Origin of the sequence: Amycolatopsis palatopharyngis, from assembly GCF_003385185.1 — a bacterium.
Lineage (GTDB): Bacteria > Actinomycetota > Actinomycetes > Mycobacteriales > Pseudonocardiaceae > Amycolatopsis > Amycolatopsis palatopharyngis.
Genome location: NZ_PQHZ01000016.1, coordinates 20,018 through 41,288, shown reverse-complemented (window position 1 = coordinate 41,288; position 21,271 = coordinate 20,018). Strand labels below are relative to the sequence as shown.

Below are 21,271 nucleotides of genomic sequence, written 5' to 3'. Positions count from 1 at the left end.
CTACCGGCCGGTGATCCGGCCGTAGCGCTCCAGCGCCACCCGGCGCTCGTGTCCGTGTTCGACCACGGGCGCCGGGTAGTCGCGCCACTGTTCGGGCGGTCGCTTCCATGGCTGGTGCACGGCTTTACCCGCTATCGCGCGCAATTCCGGGATGTAGGCCCGCACGTAGTCGCCTGCCGGATCGAACTTCTCGCCTTGGGTGACCGGATTGAAGATCCGAAAGTATGGCGCGGCATCGGTGCCCGATCCCGCCACCCACTGCCAGTTCAGCTGGTTGGACGCGAGGTCACCGTCCACGAGGTGGCGCATGAAATGGCGCGCACCCCAGCGCCAGGGCAGGTGCAGGTCCTTGACCAGGAAGCTGGCCACCACCATGCGGATTCGGTTGTGCATCCAGCCCTCCGCGAGCAGCTGCCGCATTCCGGCATCGACGATCGGGTAGCCGGTGCGTCCCTCACACCACTGATCGAACGCCATCCGCGCGGCCGCACCGGACTCAGTGACCATCGCGTCGAATCTGCGGTCGTAGTTGCCCCTTGCCGCGTCAGGGCACTGCCAGAGCACGTCGGCGTGAAACTCCCGCCAAGCGAGCTCACTGCGCAATGTGTCCGGTCCGGGTCCCTCCTCGCCTGCCAGGTCCGCGAGCAGGGTACGCGGATGCAGGCACCCCCAGCGCAGGTACGGAGAGAGCCGGGTGGTGGCGAGCCGGTCGGGGCGGTCGCGGTCCTCGGCGTACGCTGCTAACCCGTCGGTCAGGAAGTCCCGCCAGCGATCGAGGGCCGGTTCCTCACCTGGTTCGGGAAGCAGCATTCCTTCCGGGGCCGGAGTGTCCGGCACGTCTGTGCGACCCTCCACCGCGGGCGGCTCCAGCCAGTCCACAGTGGAACTTGATGTATCGGCGGGAGCGGGCCACCCGTGGCGCAGCCAGGCCCGGTAGAACGGAGTAAACACGCGGTAGGCGTCGCCGTCCGGCTTGCGCACCCTGCCGGGTGTGACGGCGTAGGGCGATCCGGCTCGCACGAGTTCGACGTCGTCTAGTGCCCGCTCGACCTCGGCGTCACGCCGCCGTCCGTACGGGCCAGCGTCGGCGGCGATGTGGACGCTCCCGGCGCCGACCGCGGCCGCGACCTCGGGAACGACCCTGACCGGATCGCCCCGCACCACCAACAGCTTCCCGTCGAGCTGTGCCGCGAGCGCCCGCAGGCAACCGTGCAGGAACGAGGTGCGTGCGTCGCCCGCGGGACCGATCAGCGAATCGTCCAGGACGTAGAGCGCGAGCACGCTGCCGCGACTGCGGCTCGCGGACAGCAGGGCCGGATTGTCGATCAAGCGCAGGTCCCGGCGAAACCAAAGCACCGAAGGCACAAGCAGACATTAAAGGCCGGTCCAGGTCCCCGCAGATCGGGTACCAGAACGGCGTCAGGGCCGCCCTGCTTCGGCAAGGGCGGCCCTGACGGGGTTCAGCTGCGAACCTGGATTCAGCGCTCGCTCATCGGAACGTAGTCGCGCTCCTTCTCGCCCGTGTAGATCTGGCGAGGACGGCCGATCTTGGTCGCCGGATCCTGGATCATCTCGCGCCAGTGCGCGATCCAGCCCGGCAGCCTGCCGAGTGCGAAGAGGACCGTGAAGTACTTCGTCGGGAAGCCGAGTGCCCGGTAGATCAAACCGGTGTAGAAGTCGACGTTCGGGTACAGCTTCCGTTCGACGAAGTAGTCGTCGGAAAGGGCCGTCTCCTCAAGCCGCAACGCGATGTCGAGCAGTTCGTCGTTGCCACCGATCTTGCGCAGGATCTCGTCCGCGGTCTTCTTGATGATCTTCGCGCGCGGGTCGTAGTTCTTGTAGACCCGGTGGCCGAAGCCCATCAGGCGGACGCCCTGCTCCTTGTTCTTCACCCGCTCCACGAACTTGGCGACGTCACCACCGTCGTTGCGGATGCCCTCGAGCATGTCCAGCACGGCGGCGTTGGCACCACCGTGCAGTGGACCGAAGAGCGCGTTGATACCCGCGGAGATGCTGGCGAACAGGTTCGCCTCGGAGGAGCCGACGAGCCGCACCGTCGAGGTGGAGCAGTTCTGCTCGTGGTCCGCGTGCAGGATGAACAGCAGGTCCAGCGCCTTGGCGACCTCGGGGTCGACCTCGTAGGGCTCCGCGGGCAGACCGAAGGTCATCCGCAGGAAGTTCTCCACCAGGTTCAGCGAGTTGTCCGGGTAGAGGAACGGCTGGCCGATGGACTTCTTGTAGGCGTAGGCCGCCAGCGTCGGCACCTTTGCCAGCAGGCGGATGGTGGACAGCTCCACGTTCGGTTCGTCGAACGGGTTGAGCGAGTCCTGGTAGAAGGTGGACAGCGCCGATACGGCACTGGACAGCACCGGCATCGGGTGCGCATCGCGGGGGAAGCCGTCGAAGAAGCGCTTCAGGTCCTCGTGCAGGAGCGTGTGCCGGTTGATCCGGGAGGTGAAGTCCTCCAGCTGCTGGGTGTTCGGCAGCTCGCCGTAGATCAGCAGGTAGGAGACCTCGATAAAGGTCGAGTGCTCGGCAAGCTGCTCGATCGGGTAACCCCGGTACCGCAGAATCCCCGCGTCGCCATCGATATAGGTGATGGCCGACGAGGCGGCACCGGTGTTCACGAAGCCCGGGTCGAGGGTGATGTACCCCGTCTGCGCCAGCAGCTTCCCGAGCTCGATACCGGGAGCGCCCTCGACGGCCTGGACCACCTTCAGTTCGTGCTCGTCGCCGGTGGGCAGGCGGAGCGCGACTTTCCCGGTACCGGTCTGCGCCCCCGTGTTTGTCGCGTCGGACATGCAGGTCCCTCTCACGGTCACACGGGACGGCGGTGCCCACAGGTTGCGCAGGTCACCTCGTCAGCACGCGAGCAGGAATCCGCTCGCCGCACACCGCCCCGCTGGGGTATGAATTCTTCCCTACGCTAGTCCACCAATAGCTGTACGCGCAGCCATTGAGTTACCCACAGCTAAGCGTTTGGGACCAGGTTCACACACCCGAGGCCGTCAGCTCGGCCGTCCACGGTGGTTCGGCCCCGCTTCGGGAGACGGTGACGGCCGCGGCACGAGCCGCGTAATCCAACGCCTGGCGCCAATCCGCCTCGTCCAGCGCGGTCAGATCACCCGCGTCGCGCCGGTACAGCCAGGCGAGCAGGGCACCCTGGACTGTGTCGCCGGCGCCGATGGTGTCCACCAGGGTCGCCGGCGCTGTGGGAATCGTCACGTCGATTCCGCCGGCTGTCAGCACGCTCAGGCCGTCTCCCCCTCTGGTGAGCACGACCGCGTGTACCCCGGTGTCCAACCAAGACCTCGCCGCCTCGGCCGCGTCGGCCCCGCCCGCCAGCCAGGCCGCGTCCTCGACGGACAGCTTCAACAGCCGTACGTGCGGTAGCCAAGACGCGAAGCGGGCTCGGTAGGCGACGCCGTCGACGATCAGCGCCTCCCTGATGTTCGGGTCGAGTGCCGTGAGCACTCCGTCGGCCGACGCTCGCCGCAGTACCGATTCGTAGGCGGTCGCGCCCGGCTCGAGCACCATGCCGAGCGTGCCGAGTGACACCGCGAAGGTCGAGTCGGGCAGCGGGCCAGGATCAGCGACCAGCCGGTCGGCCGTGCCTTCGGTGTAGAACGTGTAGTGCGCCGAGCCGGTCTCGTCGAGTGCGACGACGGCAAGCGTCGTCGGCTCGGCACCCCGCTGCACCATCGATACGTCCACTGAGGACTCTTCGAGCCGGCTCAGCAGGGCGGCGCCGAACCGATCGGTCGACACCCGGGACAGGAACGACACCGGAGTGTCCAGCCTTCCCGCGGCGAGCGCGACGTTGTACGGGCCCCCGCCGAGCCGTGGCCACAGAGGCCGTACTCCAGTGTCCGGATTGGACTCTCCCGGCACGAGGTCGACCAGCGCCTCTCCACCCACCACGATCACGCCGCGATGTTATCCCGCCGTATCACCTGGCGGCCAGCCCGCCGAGCAGCAGATCGGCGAGGGCACGGAAGGCCTCTGCGTCGCTCACTCCGGCACGCTCACCCACCACCCCGGTCTGGATGGCCTCGACCAGCAGGCCCGCCATCTCCGCGATCAGCCCCGCGTGCACGTCGCGGAACACCCCGTCGGCGACTCCCTTTGCGATGAACGTCCGGATGCGGGCCGCCGCGGCCTGCGAGTTGAGCTCGTAGGCGTGCCGGGCAGGGGCGAACGCGGCGACGTCGCGCATGAACTCCGGCGAGGCCCTGTGCAGTTCCTCGGCCGCTCCGGAGAGGTAGGTCTCGATGAGCTTGGTGGCGTCGTCGACCCCCTCGATGCGGCCCTCGATGCGTTCCGCCGCGCCTTTGAAGAAATGCCCGACCACCCGGACCGCGAGCTGTTCCTTACTCGCCGCGAGGGCGTACAGGGTCGACTTGGAGCAGTGGGCCCTGGCGGCGAGGTCCTCGAGGGTGAATTCCACGAACCCCTCGGCGAGAAAGAGTTCCTCCAGCTCCGCGAGCAGGGCCCGTTGCCGGGCGGTGAGCGGTTTGCGGGCCGGTGATCCGGGAAGCACGACCGAAGCGTACGCGTCGACAGGTGCCATCTTCATACAGTACTGTAGATGGGCCCACAGTACTGTTTCTAGTACCTTGATCTCTTGCGGAGGACTTCCATGCCGGCGGACCGACTGCTCCCCACCACCGAGGCAGCGGACCTCGTCGCGCTGGCCCGCGAGATCGCCAGTGCCGAACTGGCGCCGCTGGCCGCGGAGTACGAGGAGGCGGAGCGCTTCCCCCGTGAGCAGTTCGCCCTGCTCGGCAAGTCCGGACTGCTCGGCCTGCCGTACTCCGAGCGCTGGGGCGGTGGCGAGGTGTCCTACGAGGTCTATCTCCAGGTGCTGGAGGAGGTCGCCGCCGCGTGGATGTCGGTCGGCGTCGGCCTCTCGGTGCACACGATGTCCTGTTTCGCGCTGGCCCACCACGGCACGGACGCGCAGCGCGATCGCTGGCTGCCCGCGATGCTCGGCGGCGAACTGCTCGGCGCATACGCACTCTCCGAGGCGCATGCGGGCTCGGACGCGGCGGCGCTGACCACCAGGGCCCAGCGCGAGGGCGAGCACTATGTCGTCAACGGCACCAAGGCGTGGATCACCCACGGCGGCCAGGCCGACTTCTACACCACCATGGTCCGGACCAGCGGACACGGTGAGGAGGCAGGCAGCGGGATCAGTTGCCTGCTGGTGGACGGGGAAACTCCCGGGCTGTCCGCCGCACCGCCGGAGCGCAAAATGGGCCTCACCGGCTCGACCACCTCGCAGATGATCTTCTCCGACGCGCGGGTCGAAACCGACCGGCTGATCGGGTCGGAGGGCGAGGGACTGCGCATCGCCCTTTCTTCGTTGAGTTCGGGCAGGCTGGGTATCGCCGCCTGCGCCGTGGGGCTCGCACAGGCCGCGCTGGACGAGGCCGTCGCCTACGCCAAGAGCCGTACCCAGTTCGGCAGGAACATCATCGACTTCCAGGGCATCGAGTTCCTGCTGGCGGACATGGCCGCGGCCGTGGAGTCCTCAAGGGCCACCTACCTCGAAGCCGCCCGCCGCCGCGATCGCGGTAAGCCCTTCCAGCGCCAGGCATCGGTGGCCAAACTCGTCGCGACCGACGCCGCGATGAAGGTGACCACCGATGCCGTGCAGGTGCTCGGCGGCGCCGGCTACACCAGGGACTTTCCGGTGGAGCGGTACATGCGCGAGGCCAAGGTCCCGCAGATCTTCGAAGGCACCAACCAGATCCAGCGCCTGGTAATAGCCCGAGACCTCAAAAACACCTAACCGACACGCCCAGCCCCCGACTTGGCAGTTCCAGGGCCCGACTTGGCAGATCCGGGGCCCGAGTTGGCAGATCCGGGGCCCGAGTTGGCAGATCAGCTCTCCTGGTAGCGGCGCTCCGCGACCACGCCCTCACCCTGAACCTCGTCGAAGTGGTACACCTCGCGGCCCCGGACGAACACGCGCATGGCCCGGTTCATCACGTCCAGCGGGTCGCCGGACCAGATGACGACGTCGGCGTCCAGGCCGGGCTTGAGCGCGCCGATCCGGTCCTGCAACCCGAGGATCGCGGCGGGGTTGACGGTGAGCGCGCGCAACGCCGTGTCGGTGTCCAACCCTTCCTTCACCGCCAGCGCGGCCTGGTAAACGAGGAAGTTGATCGGAATGACCGGGTGATCGGTGGTGATCGCCAGCTGGACGCCGGCGCGGGCCAGGATGCCCGCCGAGCGAATCGTGCGGTGCCGCACCTCCACCTTGACGCGGCTGGTGAACAGTGGCCCGAGGATCACCGGAATGCCACGCTCGGCGACGAGATCGGCGATCAGGTGCGCCTCCGTGCCGTGGTTGAGCACCAGTTTGTAGCCGAACTCCTCGGCGAGGCGGATCGCGGTGACAATGTCGTCGGCACGATGCACGTGCTGGTCCCAGTAGAGCTCGCCGTCGAGCACCCGCGCCAGTGTCTCCAGGGTGAGGTCGACGTCGAACGGTTTGCCCTCGGCCTGCGCGTGATCGCGCTGCAAGGAGTAGTTGCGCGCCTTGGTGAACGCCTCCCGCAGCACGGCGGCGACACCGAGCCTCGTTGACGGTGTCTTGTCCTTCTCGCCGTACACCCGCTTCGGGTTCTCGCCCAGTGCGCTCTTCACACTGACGTCCTCGGCGAACACGATGTCGAAACCGTTGCGGCCCCACGTCTTCACGCCGACGGTCTGCCCACCGATCGGGTTACCAGAGCCCGGCTTGATCACCACGCTGGTGACACCACCGGTCAAGGCGTCGTCGAAGCCGACCTCGTAGGGGTCGATGCCGTCCAGCGCGCGGAATCGGGCTCCGTTGGGATCGGTCATCTCGTTGGTGTCGTTGCCGGACCAGCCCTCGCCGTCCTCATGCACGCCGAGATGGGCGTGCGCGTCGATGAAGCCGGGGAGCACCCACGAGCCGGAGGCGTCGATCAGCCTCGCCTCGTCCGGGATGTCGACATCGGCCTCGGATCCCACCGCGACGATCTTGTCGTCGGACATGAGTACGGTGCCGCCGTCGATGGGGTCTCCGTCGACGGGAACTACATAGCCACCAGTGATCGCGCTGTACATAGTTCGACACGCTAACGAATTACCCGCCTCCGGCGCCACCACCCGCCAGTCACGATCCAGCCACCTCGCACTTTCCCGGGAAAGTGCGATACGTGCACGCGCATGTACCGCACTTTCCCGGGAAAGTGCGAGGGGTAGGAACCGGGCTCAGAGGTGAACGGCTACGCCCCAGCTCGCGGTCCAGGTGCCGGCGGGGGCGAGGGTGATGAGGTCGGTGCCGGAGTTCAGGGCGTCGGCGGGGCAGGTCATCGGCTCGATCGCCACCGCTCGGCCCCGGCCGACCAGGTCGGCGGGGGTGAAGACCTGGGCCCAACGGAAGTCCGCGTCAGTCCAGACCTCCACCGTGGTGGACTCGTGGGCCAGCAGGTGGTGGTGACGGCCGTCGGCGGCGGGCAGCAGGCCACCGAAGGCCGTGTCCAGATCCAGCTCACCGACTCGGACTCCCGAGCGCAGGTCGTACTCGGTGCCCGCGACGTCGCGCTCCTCGCCGTAGGGGAGCTGCTCGTCCGCCAGGTACGGACGCACCCGCGTGGCGGGCAGGGTCAGCGTGAGGTCGTCGGTGGGCACGTCACCGATCCGGAAGTAGGGATGCGTGCCGACGCCGAAACCGATCGGCGAGTCCCCGTCGTTGCGCACCTGGTGCGTGACGGTCAGCTCGCGAGGCGCCAGGTCGTAGGTGATCACCGCATGCAGCGGCACCGGCCAGCCCTCCTGCTCAGGGATGTCGATCGACATCGTGATCGAGGACTCCGCGTGCTCCAGCAGCTGCCACTCCTCGTGCCTGACCAGGCCGTGAATCGCGTTGCCCCGGGCCTGCTCGGTGACCTTCAGCTGCTGGGGCTCACCGTCATGGGTCCAGCGGGCGTCCTTGGTCCGGTTGGGCCAGGGCAGCAGCACCTGGCCGGCACCCTTCGGCGGCTTCTCGTCGGCGTCGAAGGACTCGAGGTACGGCACACCGCCGATCTCGAAAGCCCGCAGCCCGGCGCCGATCTCGGTGACCACCGCCCTGGCACTGCCCCTGGTGAGTTCGAACTGTTCGCCGGTCGGGTTTCCCATACCCGCGAATCTACCGGCGGGTGATCTCCAGCAGCGCGGACCAGGAGGCACGACGATCTGGGATTGTCCGCGCCGCTACCCCAGGTCCTCGGCGTCGATCCTCGACGGCGGTTCGTGGTGGGCGCGCATGATCATCCAGTTGATGCCCCACAGCACGAGCCCGACGGCGAGCAGGATCGCAGCGACGGTGTAGTCCCGGGCGGGCCGCCCGGAAAGCGGGCTCACCAGGTAGAGACAGAAGATCGCCGCGAACACCGGAATAGCGGTGGGAGCGCGGAAATGCTTGTGTTCCACCTTTTCCCTGCGCAGCACGAGCACGGCGATGTTGACGACGGCGAACACCACCAGCAGCAACAGCGCCGTCGTACCGCCGAGCACGCCGATATCCACTGTGGACACCAGGACGATCGCGATCACGCTGGTGAAGACGATCGCGACCCACGGACTGCGGCGGAACGGGTGCACCGTGCCGAGTTGCTTCGGGATGATCTTCTCGTTGGCCATGCCGTAGAGCAGGCGGCTGGCCATCAACATGTTGATCAGCGCGGAGTTGATGACGGCGAACAGTCCGAGTGCGGAGAAGATCTCGCGCGGCATACCCGGCGCGCCGACGTCGATCACCTTCAGCAGCGCACCGCTCTCGGCCGCCTTCAGATCGTCGGCGGGTACGAGCAGCGAGGACGTCACCGACACCAGGATGTAGATCGTGGCGGCGACGACCATTCCCCACAGCATGGCCTTGGGGAAGATTCGCACCGGATCCTTGCACTCCTCGGCCATGTTGACCGAGTCCTCGAAACCGACCATCGCGAAGAACGCCAGCGAGGTTGCCGAGGTGATCGCCACAAGCCAGGTCTGGTCGGCGGTGTCCACCTCGACGAGCCTGCCGGGCTCCCCGTTGCCGTTCATTACCGCCCATACGCCGACGCCGATGATGATCAGCAGGCCCGCGAGCTCGATGCACGTCAGAACTACGTTGGTCTTGACGGACTCGCTGACGCCGCGGAAGTTGATCAGCCCGAGTCCGACGATGAAGAGGATGGCCACCAGCGGCATCGGGGAACTGATGAACTCGGCCAGATATGTGTTGCCGAAAGCGACCGCCGCCGAGGACGCCGAGGTGATTCCCGAGCACATCACCGCGAACGCGACCATGAACGTCAGAAACGGAATCCGGAACGCGCGATTGGTGTAGAGCGCCGCGCCCGCGGCTCTCGGGTACTTGCCGACCAGTTCCAGATAGCCGAACGCGGTCATGAACGCGACCGCGAACGCCAGCAGGAACGGTAGCCACAGCGCCCCGCCGACCCGGCCGGCCACCTGGCCGGTGAGGGCGTAGATACCGGTGCCGATGATGTCGCCGACGACGAAGAACAACAACAGTTTCGGGCCGATCACCCGCTTGAGGGCTGGCTGCCCGGAAGGTCCGGTATCGACGTGCTCGGTGCGCGCATCCGCCATGGCGCAAGAGTGTGCCCCAACTACGGGGTCAAGGACAGACCGAATCGCTCACGAACTCGTCATTCACCCACTAGGCGTTCACCGGAGGGCGCGCGGTAACGCCAGAAGGCGGGCAGCAATGCGACGGCCACGACGACGACCACGATCACCAGCACCCCGCCACCGGTCGCCGCGGCGGTGGTGCCGATGCCTGCGGCCGCCCAACCGTGGGTCACGTCGGCGATCCGGGGTCCGCCGGCCACGACGACGGTGAAGACGCCCTGCAGCCGCCCGCGCATGGCGTCGGTGGTCGCGGTCTGCAGGATCGCGCTACGGAACACCATGCTCACGAAGTCGGCCGCGCCACCGAGGGCGAGGAAGAGCACCGCGAGCCAGAGCGAGTCGGCGAGCCCGAAACCGATGATCGCGATGCCCCACACGCAGATCGAGACGGTTACGGCGACACCGTGCCGCCCGATCCGGGTCAGCCAGCCGGAGGCGAGGCCACAGGCAAGAGCACCGAGTGGGATCGCGGCGTACAACCAGCCGAGCGCGAGCCCGCCGCCGGGCGGATCGCCGAACGTTCGTTCGGCCATTTCCGGGAACAATGCCCTCGGCATTCCGGCCACCATCGCGATGATGTCCACGAGGAAGGACGCGAGCAGGATCTTCTTCGTCGCGAGATAGCGGAAGCCGTCGAGGACGTCGCGCAGCCCCGCCCGACGGGTCGGACCTTCCAGCGGCGGCAGCGCGGGCAGCTTCCACACGGCGAGCAGCGCGAGGGTGAGGGCGATCGTGTCCAGGAGATACAGCGTGGACAGCCCGAGCACCGGCAGGAGAGCTCCCGCGAGCATCGGTCCGAGCACCGCGCCGAACTGCATCATCGTGGCGCCGAGCGCGACAGCCGACGGCAGCAGATCGAGCGGGACGAGCCGGGCGATCACGGCGCTGCGGGTGGGCATGTTGACCGCGAAGAACGCCTGATTGAGCCCCAGCAGCGCGAGCACCACCCAGACCGAGTTCACGGCGAAGAATGCCTGCGCCCAGAGCAGGACCGACGTAGCGGCGATCCCGGTGTTGGTGACCAGCAGGAGCTTGCGCCGGTCCACGGTGTCGGCGATGGCGCCGCCCCAGAGGCCGAAGACGAGCAGCGGCACCAGTGCGACGGCGCCGGTCAGCCCGACGTAGCCGGAGGAGCCCGTGAGGTCGTAGACCTGCTTTGGCACGGCGACGACCGTGAGCTGGCTGCCGATCGCGGTGACGGCGGTGGAGATCCACAGCCGCCGGAACGCCGGAACGCGTAGCGGGCGGGTGTCGACGGTGATCGAGCCGAGCACCTTACGTGCTCCCCTGCGCTCACCCGCCCCAGTAGCCACGAATCGTTAGCCTACGACAACTAACGAGGTGGCCCGCTGCGGAGGTCTTCCCCAATGTGGCATTGGGGACGTTGGAGTTCCCCAATGCCACATTGGGGACGTCTAAGTTCCCGAAAGCCACATTGGGGAACTTCGCTGTGCGGGAGGAACGGCCGCCCGCGGACGGTTCTATGGAGCGAGGCGCTCGATGCCCCAGCCGTCCTCGTCGCGGACGTAGCGCAGCCGGTCGTGCAGCCGGTCCCGCCTGCCCTGCCAGAACTCGACGACGTCGGGACGAATGCGCCAGCCGCCCCAGTGTGGCGGGAACGGGATCTGCTCGGCGTCGGCGAACCGGCGTTCGATCGCGTGCAGCGCGTTGTCCAAGGATCGGCGGTCGCCGACCACCCGCGACTGCGGCGAAGCCCAGGCGCCGAGCTGGGAGCCACGCGGCCGGGAGGCCCAGTAGGCGGCGGTCTCGGTGACGTCCACCTTCTCCACCTCGCCGCGGACGTTCACCTGCCGGTGCAGGGAGTACCAGGGGAAGGTCACCGAGGCGTACCGCGTCGCGGTCAGGTCGTGGCTCTTGGCCGAGGTGTAGTTGGTGTAGAACACCACTCCGCGCTGGTCGAGGCCCTTGCACAGCACGGTTCGCGAGGACGGCCTGCCTTCGGCATCCGCCGTGGCGAGCACCATGGCGTTGGGTTCGGCGACCCCGGCGGACTCCGCCTCGTCCAGCCAGACCTGCAACTGCTCGGCCCAGCTGGGAGCGAGTGCCGACTCCTCAAGTGCACCGCCGTCATAGGCCACCCGCATCCCGGGCAGGCGCACCGTTACGTCACCGATTCCGGTGATTCCGTCCATGTTGTCCACTTCCGGCATGTTCGCCCAACCTCCGCGCCCACGAACACAATTCGGCCTCGGCCCTGTCAGGCGACGGTAGGGCTTGCAGGGGCGGCGGGGGAACCTCCCGAACGGTGACACCTGACACTCGTTTACCGCAACTTCACGAATCAGCCACCTTACGGGTGATGGCCGCGATCATGATCCCCGTCATTTCCTCGGCTATGGCGGTCGCCGGTGTGGGCGGATCGTGGGCCTGCCACTCCCTGAGCAGTCCGGTCACCGCTCCGACGAGCGCGATCGCCGTGAGCCGGTAGTCCCGAGCAGGCGCGATCCCGTGCTCAGCGGCCCGCGCTGCCTCGTGGCTGATGAACTCCGCCCACCGCCCGACCCACTCCTGATGCTGCGCCTCCAGCGCGGGACTCACGCCCACCGCCTCGACGTAGTTGAGCCGTGGCAGCCGGGGATCGGCGGCGACGGCGCCGACGAAGGCATCGACCAGTGTGCCGATCCTGGTGGGCATATCCGCCTCCGCGACCCGCTCGAGCTCCTCGCTCACCCTGGCCATGGCCAGCTCGTTGATCCGCGCGTGCAGCGCCAGCAGCACATCCTCCTTGCCCCGGAACTCCTCGTAGAAATTGCGTGTGGACACGCCTGCCCGTGTGCACAACTCGGCGATCTTCGTCGATTGGTAGCCGGTCGAGGTGAACTCGTCCAGGGCAGCGAGCAGCAGCCGTTCCCTGCGCTGGGCCCGGCGACGCCCGGGTCCCACTCCGCGATACATCCGGCCCGGTTCCTCGGGCATACGGCCTCCTCGATCGACTGAGCGCAAATGGTAATGAGGATTGCCAAATACGCCCGTTCGGTCTAGATTACGAAAATCTGAATTACCACTGTAGCTCGCGTCACACGGAGGCCATCGTGGTTCGTCGTCTGCTGGCTCCCTTACTCCTGGCGATGACGCTGCTCGTCACCGCCGCCCCCGGTGCGGTGCAGGCGACGCCCGCCCCGCCCGCTCCCGCGGAGGATCCCTTCTACACTCCGCCCGACCCGCTGCCCGCCGTCGCAGCGGGCGAGATCCTTCGCCTGCGCTCGGTCGACGTCTTCGCCGAGCCGCTCCGGCTGCTGCCCGCGCCGGTCAGGGCATGGCAGCTGCTCTACCGCTCGACATCGGCGTCCGGCGCACCCAACGCCGTCTCCGGCACGCTGCTCGTACCGCCCACACCGTGGCAGGACGGGCCGCGCCCGCTGGTCACCTACGCCGTCGGCACACACGGCCTCGGTGACTCTTGCGCGCCCTCGTACAAGCTGCGCACCGGCACCGAGAACGAAATCGCGCTGATCGCCCAGGCCCTGTTCAAGGGGTGGGCCGTCGTTCTCACCGACTACGAGGGCCTCGGTACGCCCGGCACACACACCTACGCGACCGGCCAGTCCGAAGGCCGGGCGATGCTGGACGCCGCACGGGCCGCCGCGAACGTGCCGGGCGCAGGCCTTTCCTCGTCCGGACCCGTCGGCATCTTCGGCTACTCGCAGGGCGGCCAGGCAGCGGCGTTCGCTGCAGAGCTGCAGCCCAGCTACGCACCGGACGTGCGCGTCGTCGGCGCCGCACCCGGCGGAGTTCCCGCCGACCTCGCCGAGGTGGCCGAATTCAACGAAGGCGGTGCGGCCTTCGGCCTGGTCATCGGCGCCGCGATCGGACTCGCGACCGCGTACCCGGAGGTACCGTTCGCGGAGATCCTCAACGAACGGGGACGGGCACTGGTGGAGCGGGTGGAGCAGGCATGCGTCGTGGAACTCGGCGCCGCGGCTCCGTTCGGCCGGCTGCAGGACTTCGTCACGGTCCCCGACCCCCTGTCCGATCCCCGCTGGCAGACACGGCTCACGGACAACAAGGCGGGCCAGCATCGTCCCGGTGTTCCCGTTTTCCTCTACCACGCCGCGTACGACGAGCTGATCCCTTACCGCACCGGTAAGGCACTGCTCGCCCGTTACTGCGACCTCGGCGCGACCGTGCAGTGGCAGCGGATCCCGCTGGCCGAACACATCATCGGCGTCTCGGTCGGTGGCCCGATCGCGATGGAGTGGCTCGGCTCGCGATTCGCCGGAAAGCCGGCGCGCAACACCTGCGCTGCCTGATCCCGCCCGCCGGTAACTCGCCGACGAATTCCCGCACCGTTCTATAGGGGATTCGTCGGCGAGTTCTCGCTGCCGAGGCGCAGAATTTGCCGTCCAAGGACCTGTTGCACTGAATCGTTCTCGTAATCGTGACCGAAAGCACCACTTGTTTCGATTGCTCCCGGGCCGTCGGAGGGGCACTGTTTGTCCAACCGTGCGATGGGGCACGCCATACGCCTCGCCCCCGCACGCTTGACGAGAGAACTTGCCGGGGAACGCGTATCGAAAGGTCTTCTCCCATGACGACGCCCACGCCTGTCTCAAACGGTCAGCCTGCCACTGCCGAGCAGCCCGACGACGGGTTCCGGCCCGGTCTGGAGGGCGTCGTCGCCTTCCGCACGGAGATCGCCGAACCCGACAGGGACGGTGGCGCGCTGCGCTACCGCGGCGTGGACATCGAAGACCTCGCCGGCAAGGTGACCTTCGGCGACGTGTGGGGCCTGCTCGTCGACGGCCGGTTCGGTCAGGGCCTGCCGCCCGCGGAAGCGTTCCCGATCCCGGTGCACACCGGTGATGTGCGGGTTGACGTCCAGGCAGCACTCGCCATGCTCGCCCCGATCTGGGGCTACCAGCCGCTGCTCGACATCAGCGACGAGGCCGCCCGTGACCAGCTGGCGCGCGCCTCGGTGATGGCACTGTCCTACGTGGCCCAGTCCGCCCGGGGAATCGGTCAGCCCGCGGTGCCGCAGTCCACGGTGGACGAGGCGGCCTCGATCACCGAGCGGTTCATGACGCGCTGGCGCGGCGAGCCGGACCCGGCACACGTGAAGGCCGTGGACGCCTACTGGGTGTCCGCCGCCGAGCACGGGCTGAACGCGTCCACCTTCACCGCCCGGGTCATCGCCTCCACCGGAGCCGACGTAGCCGCGGCGATGTCCGGTGCCATCGGCGCGATGTCCGGCCCGCTGCATGGTGGCGCACCCGCCCGCGTGCTGCCGATGATCGCCGAGGCCGAACGGACCGGCGACGCCCGAGCGGTCGTCAAGGGCATCCTCGACCGCAAGGAGCGGCTGATGGGATTCGGGCACCGGGTGTACCGGGCCGAGGACCCACGCGCCAGGGTGTTGCGCCGGACCTGCCAGGAACTGGGCGCCGAGCGCTACGAGGCGGCCGCCGCGCTGGAACAGGCCGCACTGGCCGAGCTGCGCGAGCGCAGGCCCGATCGGGCGATCGAGACCAACGTCGAGTTCTGGGCAGCGGTCATCCTGGACTTCGCCCAGGTGCCGCCGCACATGATGCCCGCGATGTTCACCTCTGCCCGCACCGCGGGCTGGGCGGCACACATTCTGGAGCAGAAGCGCACTGGACGCCTCGTGCGGCCGTCAGCGTCCTATGTGGGTCCCGGCCCGCGTAGCCCGCAGGAGGTCGAAGGCTGGAACGAGCTCTGAGAGATGCTCATCACCGCCGCCGTCGCCGCATCATGGGCGGCGGTGGCGGAAAGCATGGCGACGAGCTGATCCACCAGCCAGCGGTCGAGTTCCACTTGCCGCGGGATGCCCTCCTGCAACCAGGTGAGCAGCGCGCCCTCGACCACCGCCGTCCAGCAGCGCAGGGTCGCGAGCAGTAGCGGCGAGGGGTCAGCGACACCGGTCTCGTCCAGGATCACCTCGACCGCGCGGTTGCGGACCTGGTCCACCACGGCGTTGGTCTCCGAGGTCGCGACCACGGAACCACTGCGCAGCAGCGCGACGTACCCGGCGCGGTACTCGCCCGCGACTTCGATGAGCCCGCGCACGGCGGCCCGCAGCCGCTGCGTCGGCGTCCCTTCCTCGCGCAGAGCCAGCCGGTCGATCAACCCGTCGGTGACCGAGCGCAGCGCGGCGAGATGCAGTTCCCGGACACTGGAGAAGTAGCGGTAGAACAGCGGCCGGGACACTCCCGCCCGCGCGACGACGTCATCCACCGAGACATCCTCCGGCGGCCTGCTGCCGAAGAGTTCCAGCGCGGCCGAGATGAGATCCTGCCTGCGGGCCTCCGGCGACATCCGCCGGGGCTTGTCCGCGTTCGTCCTGCTCACTTCGCCGTTGGATCCAGCCTGGCGGTAGCGCGCAACACACCCGGCGTCAGCCGGGACAGCACCAAGGCCGCCTTTGCCTCCGGAGTGGACGGTTGAAGTGCGATGTCGCGCTCCACGGCGCGGAGGATGTCGCGAGCTACCTTGTCCGGACCGAAGCCGCGCTTGGCGTACATACCGGTGGCGGACCGTTGCCTGCGGGCCTGCTCCGCGCCGTCCACGCCGACAAACCGAGTGGTGCTGGTGATATTGGTGTGCACGATGCCAGGGCAGACAGCCGTGACTCCGATGTTCTCGTGGAACAGTTCCGCACGCAGGCACTCGCTCAGCATGAGCACGGCCGACTTCGTGGTGGCATAGGCGGACAGGATCTTCGACGGCGTGAAGGCGGCGGCCGAGGCGAGGTTGACGATGTGCCCGCCTTCACCGCGTTCGACGAGCTGCTCGGCGAAGACCCGGCAGCCGTGGATCACGCCCCAGAGGTTCACGTCGATAACGCGCTGCCAGTCCTGTTCACTGGTGTCCAAGAAGGACCCCGAGACGGCGATGCCCGCGTTGTTCACCACGATGTCGGGCACGCCGTGTTCGGCGCGAACGCGGGCGGCGAACTCGCGTACGGCCTCCCCGTCCGCGGCGTCCACTGTGTACTCCGCGGCCGTCACCCCGTGCTTGCGTGCGAGTGCGACAGTCTCCGCGGCCGCGGCGGCGTCCACATCGGTCACCACAATGTCGGCGCCCTGCTCGGCGAAAGCCAGAGCCGTCGCCCTGCCGATGCCGCTACCCGCTCCGGTGACCACCACCAGCCTGCCGGGAAAGCGGGCACTCCTGGTGCCGGCCGGGGTGACCCTGGTCCGGCGCAGGGCGCGCGCCTCGTGGCCGCCTTCCACGCTGTCGATCAACTCCGCCGCCGCCCGTGCGACCAGCTCCGGCTTCTCCCTGGTGATCCAGTGCCCACCCGTGACCGGGCGGACGCGCAGATCGGGAACCCATTTACCGATTTCGGTCTGCAGAGGAGGGCTGACGTAGTGGTCGCGTGACGGGGCGAGCACCTGCACCGGCAGGTCGGCGACACGCGGTCGCGGCCGACCGAGCCTCGGCAGCATGTTCGCCCGGTACAACTGCAGCCCGTGGATACCGTCCGATGTGTCTGGGGCGGGTTCGGCCGGCTCGAGTGCGGTGATGATCCGGCGCATGATGCCCAAGCGCCAGAACAGCTCGGGGAGCACCGGTAGCTGAAAGGCCGCGATGTAGCCGGAGTGCAGGAATTGCCGCAGGGCATTTCGCAGCGCGCGGGGGCTGGGTCGCAGCTGGGCGCGGAACCAGGCGCCCGCGTGATCGAGATCGGGACCGGAAATCGAGGTGTACGAGGCGATCCGGCCGCGCATCCGCTCGCCGGTCACCGCGTGCCAGGCCTGGATGGACCCCCAGTCGTGCGCCAGCAGATGGACCGGCCGGCCGGGGCTGGCCGCTTCGGCGACCTCGGCGAGGTCGTCGGCGAGCTGATCGAGCCGGTAAGCGGCCCGTTCGCGAGGCTTGTCCGACTCGCCCGCGCCGCGCACGTCGTAGACGACCACGCGGAACCGCTCGCGCAGTTCCGCGGTCACGCCGTCCCACATCGAGCCGTTGTCCGGATAGCCGTGGACACACAGCAAGACCGGCTGGCCCTCCGGGCCGCTCGCGCGCACCGAGAGGCGCACTCCATCACTCGCCGTTACCCAGCTCTGGGATCGCTCGTCGAAAGCCACGGGAGTCATATTAGACAATCTGTCAACAAGACGCTGTCCGTCGTCCGCCGGACAGCCGGGTTCAACGAGAGCGTGGCCCCGATGTCTCCGACCCACCCGCTCACCTGACCCGCACTTTCCCGGAAAAGCGCGGCCCCACCCCTCGCACTTTCCCGGGAAAGTGCGGAGTTCCGGCCCCGCGACCTGCACCCGCCTCGCGCTTTCCCGGGAAAGTGCGGGAGGGGTGGCGCGGGCGAGGCGGGGGTTGACGGTGATGGCCGTCACTGGAATCTTTGCCTGTCTAACGATATGGCGGAAGCGACATTCCGTCATGCGGAAGACTGGCCGAAGGGTGGTTCGGGCATGGACAACCTCGCCGTTCTCAGCGCGGTCGCGCTGGCACCGATCGCGATCATCGGAATCCTGCTCGTCGGTCTGCGCTGGCCCGCGAAGTACGCCATGCCGGTCGGCTTTGTCGTGGTCGTGCTGGCCGCGGCCTTCGTCTGGGACGTCGACGCCGTCGTCATCGCCGCCTCCGGGGTGGAGGGATTGATCCTCGCCGTCGGCCTGCTCTACATCGTCTTCGGCGCACTGCTGCTGCTCGGCACGTTGAGCAAGAGCGGGGCGATGGCCTCGATCCGGGCCACCTTCACCGACATCAGCCCCGACCGGCGGATCCAGGCGATCATCATCGGCTGGCTGTTCGGCAGCTTCATCGAGGGCGCATCCGGCTTCGGTACCCCCGCCGCTGTGGTGGCGCCGCTGCTGCTCGCCCTCGGCTTCCCCGCGATGGCCGCGGTCATGGTCGGGCTGGTCATCCAGAGCACACCGGTCACGTTCGGCGCGGTCGGCACCCCGATCCTGGTCGGCGTCAACGACGGCCTCGCCGGAAGCAGCGCCGTCGAGCAGCGAATCTCGGTACTCGGGGTCGATATGCCGGAGTACGTCTCCCGCATCGCGCTCGACGCCGCGATCATGCACGCCGTCATCGGCACCCTGATCCCGCTGTTCCTGGCGTGCATGCTCACCGGATTCTTCGGTGAACGCCGCAGGTTCGGCGAGGGTCTGCGGGTGTGGCGGTTCGCGTTGTTCGCCGCGTTCGCGATGACCGTCCCCTACGTGGCGGTCGCCGCGTTGCTCGGCCCGGAGTTCCCCGCACTACTCGGTGGCCTCATCGGCCTGACCATCGTGGTCACCGCGGCCCGGCGGGGACTCTTCCTGCCCGAGCAGCCGTGGGACTTCCCGGCACGCGAGCGCTGGGAAGACCGCTGGACGGGCAATGTCCAGCCGGACGGCGACGTGGCAGGCAGGACGATGCACCCGTTGCGCGCCTGGGCGCCGTACCTGCTCGTCGCGGCACTGCTGGTGCTCACCAGGACGGTCACGCCGGTGAAGGAGTTCCTCACGGGCCTGTCGATCGACTTCGACGCCATTTTCGGCACCGAGGTGGCGGAAAGCCTGCAGCCGTTCTACCTGCCCGGGTTCATCCTGATCGTGGCGAGCGTCAGCGCCTATGCCCTGCACCGGATGAGCGGCTCGCAAATCCGGGCCTCCTGGCAGATAGCGGGCAAACAGATCGCCGGCGCCGCCGTCGCGTTGCTGTTCGCCCTCCCGCTCGTACGGATCTTCATCAACTCCGAGATCAACGGCTCGGGGTACGAGAGCATGCCGCTCACGCTCGCCGACGGCGCCGCCTCGATCGCGGGGGATGCCTGGCCACTGCTCGCGCCGTGGATCGGCGCGCTCGGCGCCTTCGTCGCGGGCAGCAACACGGTGAGCAACTTGATGTTCTCGCTGTTCCAGTTCTCGACCGGCGAGCAGATCGGCGTTCCGCCGGAAACCGTCGTGGCATCCCAGGCGGTCGGCGGTGCAGCGGGGAACATGATCACCGTGCACAACGTCGTTGCGGCCTCGGCGACGGTCGGACTGCTCGGCCGGGAAGGCGACCTGATCCGCAAGACCATCTTCCCGATGATCTACTACTGCCTCTCGGCAGGCGCCCTCGGTTTCGTCCTGGCCAACGGACCGGGCCTGAACGCGGGCACCGTGCTGCTGGTGCTGATCGGCGCGGCTCTCGCACTGATCATCCTGCGGCTGCGCAAGCAGGCGAAAATCCCGGCAGAATGAGGCCCATGCTGCCTACCACCGAGCTGGCCCTGCTCCGCCGTGTCGCCACCGAACAGTCGACCAACCGTGCACCCTCGCTCGTCGCCGCCGTGGTGCGCGACGGTGAGCTGGTCTGGTCCGGGGCACGGGGATTCCTGGACGGCTCCGGTGGCGATCAGCCGGACGACGACACGCAGTACCGGCTTGGTTCGATCACGAAGTCGCTCGTGGCCGCACTGGTACTTCGTCTGCGCGACGAAGGCAGGCTGGAGCTGAACGACCCGGTGGATCGGCATGTCCCCGGCACGGCGTTCGGGTCGACGACGATCGCGCAACTACTCGCGCACACCGGCGGCCTCACCGCCGAGTCACCCGGTTCGTGGTGGGAACGCAGCGAGGGCGGTGACTGGCCCGCGCTGGAGAACAGCCTCACCCCAGGCGAGGTCAAGCACCGGCCCGGCCGCCGCTTCCACTACTCCAACGTCGGCTACGGCGTGCTCGGCGAACTCGTCGCCCGGATGCGCGGGACCAGCTGGCTGGAGGCGGTGCAAGCCGAGATCACCGGTCCGCTCGGGATGACCCGCACGTCTCCGCATCCCGAGGGCAGGTACGCCCCCGGCTGGGCCGTGCACCCGTTCGCCGACGTACTGCTGCCGGAGCCGTCGCCCGACGCGGGCGCGATGGCACCGGCAGGGCAACTGTGGTCGACGGTCAACGATCTGGCGCGCTGGACCTCGTTCACCGGTGGGCACACCGGCGGCGTACTGCATCCGGACACGGTTGCCGAGATGCGCGAGGTCGCGGTCGTCGATGACGCCGACACCTGGACCGCCGGTTACGGCCTTGGTTTGCAACTGGTCCGCACCGGCGGACGCAGGCTCGCCGGGCACACCGGCTCGATGCCCGGTTTCGTGTCCTGTTCGCTGGTCGACCCCGCGACGGGCACCGGTGCGCTCGCGATGGCGAACTCGACCGCCGGGGTGGCGGTCGTGCCGCTGGTGCTGGACCTGATCTCCATCGCCGACGAGTACGAGCCCAACCTGCCCGGCGAGTGGCGGGCGAGCCCGACGGACACCCGGCTGCTGGAACTGACCGGGCTTTGGCATTGGGGTCCCAGCCCGTTCCATCTGCGGCTGCTTCCCGAGGGTGGTTTCAACCTCGCCCCTGCCGAGGGCCGGGGGCGCGCCTCGCGGTTCCGGCCGGTGGCGGAGGACGAGTGGATCGGCCTCGACGGCTACTACGCGGGTGAGACCCTGCGGGTCGTTCGCGGCACGGATGGCCTGCCGCAGCACCTGGACCTGGCCACGTTCATCTTCACCCGCACTCCCTACGACCCCGCCACGCCGATTCCGGGCGGTGTCGACGAGAAGGGCTGGCGCCCCTGATCCGCATCCGGTCCGCATATGCGGATCCCACGAGGCGGACATCTGTGCGCAGTGGGTGGACACGTCGTGTCA

At 68.4% G+C, this 21,271-nt stretch carries 17 protein-coding genes; 5 read left to right on the top strand and 12 right to left on the bottom strand.

Annotated elements, in window-relative coordinates:
* The 4 genes from D0C15_RS14680 to D0C15_RS14665 all read right to left on the bottom strand — a co-directional run bounded on the left by D0C15_RS14680 (position 1) and on the right by D0C15_RS14665 (position 4,570).
* Positions 1–1,356, bottom strand: coding sequence for a cryptochrome/photolyase family protein (locus tag D0C15_RS14680; RefSeq protein WP_116045583.1), 1,356 nt, complete (start codon positions 1,354–1,356; stop codon positions 1–3).
* A 122-nt stretch (positions 1,357–1,478) separates the two neighbouring features.
* Entirely contained in the window at positions 1,479–2,801 is a 1,323-nt protein-coding gene (locus D0C15_RS14675) for a citrate synthase (protein ID WP_116045410.1), read from the bottom strand.
* A 190-nt stretch (positions 2,802–2,991) separates the two neighbouring features.
* The gene (locus D0C15_RS14670; protein ID WP_116045408.1) at positions 2,992–3,927 is read right to left on the bottom strand and encodes a carbohydrate kinase family protein; all 936 of its coding nucleotides are present in this window, start codon (positions 3,925–3,927) and stop codon (positions 2,992–2,994) included.
* Positions 3,928–3,949: 22 nt separating this feature from the next.
* Positions 3,950–4,570 (bottom strand): TetR/AcrR family transcriptional regulator, encoded by a 621-nt coding sequence (locus tag D0C15_RS14665; RefSeq protein WP_245975798.1) that lies wholly within the window; start codon positions 4,568–4,570, stop codon positions 3,950–3,952.
* Positions 4,571–4,639: 69 nt separating this feature from the next.
* Here D0C15_RS14665 and D0C15_RS14660 point away from each other — a divergent pair, with 69 nt between their 5' ends.
* Positions 4,640–5,794, top strand: a complete 1,155-nt coding sequence (locus D0C15_RS14660; protein ID WP_116045404.1) for an acyl-CoA dehydrogenase family protein — start codon at positions 4,640–4,642, stop codon at positions 5,792–5,794.
* A gap of 92 nt (positions 5,795–5,886) precedes the next feature.
* Here the strand turns inward: D0C15_RS14660 and D0C15_RS14655 are convergent, their stop codons facing one another.
* The 6 genes from D0C15_RS14655 to D0C15_RS14630 all read right to left on the bottom strand — a co-directional run bounded on the left by D0C15_RS14655 (position 5,887) and on the right by D0C15_RS14630 (position 12,597).
* On the bottom strand, positions 5,887–7,101 hold the full coding sequence (locus D0C15_RS14655) for an amidohydrolase (RefSeq protein WP_116045402.1): 1,215 nt from the start codon (positions 7,099–7,101) through the stop codon (positions 5,887–5,889).
* 147 nt (positions 7,102–7,248) lie between these two features.
* Positions 7,249–8,157 (bottom strand): aldose 1-epimerase family protein, encoded by a 909-nt coding sequence (locus D0C15_RS14650; RefSeq protein WP_116045400.1) that lies wholly within the window; start codon positions 8,155–8,157, stop codon positions 7,249–7,251.
* Positions 8,158–8,232: 75 nt separating this feature from the next.
* Entirely contained in the window at positions 8,233–9,618 is a 1,386-nt protein-coding gene (locus D0C15_RS14645; RefSeq protein WP_116045398.1) for an APC family permease, read from the bottom strand.
* A gap of 59 nt (positions 9,619–9,677) precedes the next feature.
* Complete coding sequence (locus D0C15_RS14640; RefSeq protein ID WP_116045397.1) at positions 9,678–10,973, bottom strand: MFS transporter; 1,296 nt, start codon at positions 10,971–10,973, stop codon at positions 9,678–9,680.
* Between the two features lie 168 nt (positions 10,974–11,141).
* A complete protein-coding gene (gene pdxH / locus D0C15_RS14635) occupies positions 11,142–11,831 on the bottom strand; it encodes a pyridoxamine 5'-phosphate oxidase (RefSeq protein ID WP_162830082.1) in 690 nt (229 codons plus the stop codon).
* Between the two features lie 124 nt (positions 11,832–11,955).
* Entirely contained in the window at positions 11,956–12,597 is a 642-nt protein-coding gene (locus tag D0C15_RS14630; protein WP_116045394.1) for a TetR/AcrR family transcriptional regulator, read from the bottom strand.
* Between the two features lie 128 nt (positions 12,598–12,725).
* On the opposite strand from D0C15_RS14630, the gene D0C15_RS14625 reads away from it, so the two are divergent.
* Both D0C15_RS14625 and D0C15_RS14620 read left to right on the top strand, forming a co-directional pair.
* Positions 12,726–13,931 carry a lipase family protein gene (locus tag D0C15_RS14625; protein WP_425455396.1) on the top strand — a complete coding sequence of 402 codons (1,206 nt, stop codon included), beginning with the start codon at positions 12,726–12,728 and terminating at the stop codon, positions 13,929–13,931.
* Between the two features lie 278 nt (positions 13,932–14,209).
* Positions 14,210–15,358 carry a citrate synthase 2 gene (locus D0C15_RS14620; RefSeq protein ID WP_116045391.1) on the top strand — a complete coding sequence of 383 codons (1,149 nt, stop codon included), beginning with the start codon at positions 14,210–14,212 and terminating at the stop codon, positions 15,356–15,358.
* Here the strand turns inward: D0C15_RS14620 and D0C15_RS14615 are convergent.
* Both D0C15_RS14615 and D0C15_RS14610 read right to left on the bottom strand, forming a co-directional pair.
* Positions 15,301–15,954: a TetR/AcrR family transcriptional regulator gene (locus tag D0C15_RS14615; RefSeq protein WP_116045576.1), complete on the bottom strand. Its 654-nt coding sequence runs from the start codon at positions 15,952–15,954 to the stop codon at positions 15,301–15,303. The genes D0C15_RS14620 and D0C15_RS14615 overlap by 58 nt on opposite strands.
* A gap of 29 nt (positions 15,955–15,983) precedes the next feature.
* A complete protein-coding gene (locus D0C15_RS14610; protein ID WP_116045388.1) occupies positions 15,984–17,738 on the bottom strand; it encodes an SDR family oxidoreductase in 1,755 nt (584 codons plus the stop codon).
* Between the two features lie 333 nt (positions 17,739–18,071).
* Between D0C15_RS14610 and D0C15_RS14605 the strand changes: the two genes are divergently transcribed.
* Positions 18,072–19,835, top strand: a complete 1,764-nt coding sequence (locus D0C15_RS14605) for an L-lactate permease (RefSeq protein ID WP_116045573.1) — start codon at positions 18,072–18,074, stop codon at positions 19,833–19,835.
* A 5-nt stretch (positions 19,836–19,840) separates the two neighbouring features.
* Entirely contained in the window at positions 19,841–21,199 is a 1,359-nt protein-coding gene (locus D0C15_RS14600) for a serine hydrolase domain-containing protein (protein WP_116045386.1), read from the top strand.
* Positions 21,200–21,271 lie beyond the last annotated feature (72 nt).

Coding starts and splice junctions, on each gene's coding strand:
- D0C15_RS14645 (WP_116045398.1), bottom strand. CDS start 9,618: ATGGCGGATGCGCGCACCGAGCACGTCGATACCGGACCTTCCGGGCAG.
- D0C15_RS14600 (WP_116045386.1), top strand. CDS start 19,841: ATGCTGCCTACCACCGAGCTGGCCCTGCTCCGCCGTGTCGCCACCGAA.
- D0C15_RS14610 (WP_116045388.1), bottom strand. CDS start 17,738: ATGACTCCCGTGGCTTTCGACGAGCGATCCCAGAGCTGGGTAACGGCG.
- D0C15_RS14665 (WP_245975798.1), bottom strand. CDS start 4,570: ATGGCACCTGTCGACGCGTACGCTTCGGTCGTGCTTCCCGGATCACCG.
- D0C15_RS14620 (WP_116045391.1), top strand. CDS start 14,210: ATGACGACGCCCACGCCTGTCTCAAACGGTCAGCCTGCCACTGCCGAG.
- D0C15_RS14605 (WP_116045573.1), top strand. CDS start 18,072: ATGGACAACCTCGCCGTTCTCAGCGCGGTCGCGCTGGCACCGATCGCG.
- D0C15_RS14655 (WP_116045402.1), bottom strand. CDS start 7,101: ATGTACAGCGCGATCACTGGTGGCTATGTAGTTCCCGTCGACGGAGAC.
- pdxH (WP_162830082.1), bottom strand. CDS start 11,831: ATGCCGGAAGTGGACAACATGGACGGAATCACCGGAATCGGTGACGTA.
- D0C15_RS14660 (WP_116045404.1), top strand. CDS start 4,640: ATGCCGGCGGACCGACTGCTCCCCACCACCGAGGCAGCGGACCTCGTC.
- D0C15_RS14675 (WP_116045410.1), bottom strand. CDS start 2,801: ATGTCCGACGCGACAAACACGGGGGCGCAGACCGGTACCGGGAAAGTC.
- D0C15_RS14650 (WP_116045400.1), bottom strand. CDS start 8,157: ATGGGAAACCCGACCGGCGAACAGTTCGAACTCACCAGGGGCAGTGCC.
- D0C15_RS14615 (WP_116045576.1), bottom strand. CDS start 15,954: ATGTCGCCGGAGGCCCGCAGGCAGGATCTCATCTCGGCCGCGCTGGAA.
- D0C15_RS14630 (WP_116045394.1), bottom strand. CDS start 12,597: ATGCCCGAGGAACCGGGCCGGATGTATCGCGGAGTGGGACCCGGGCGT.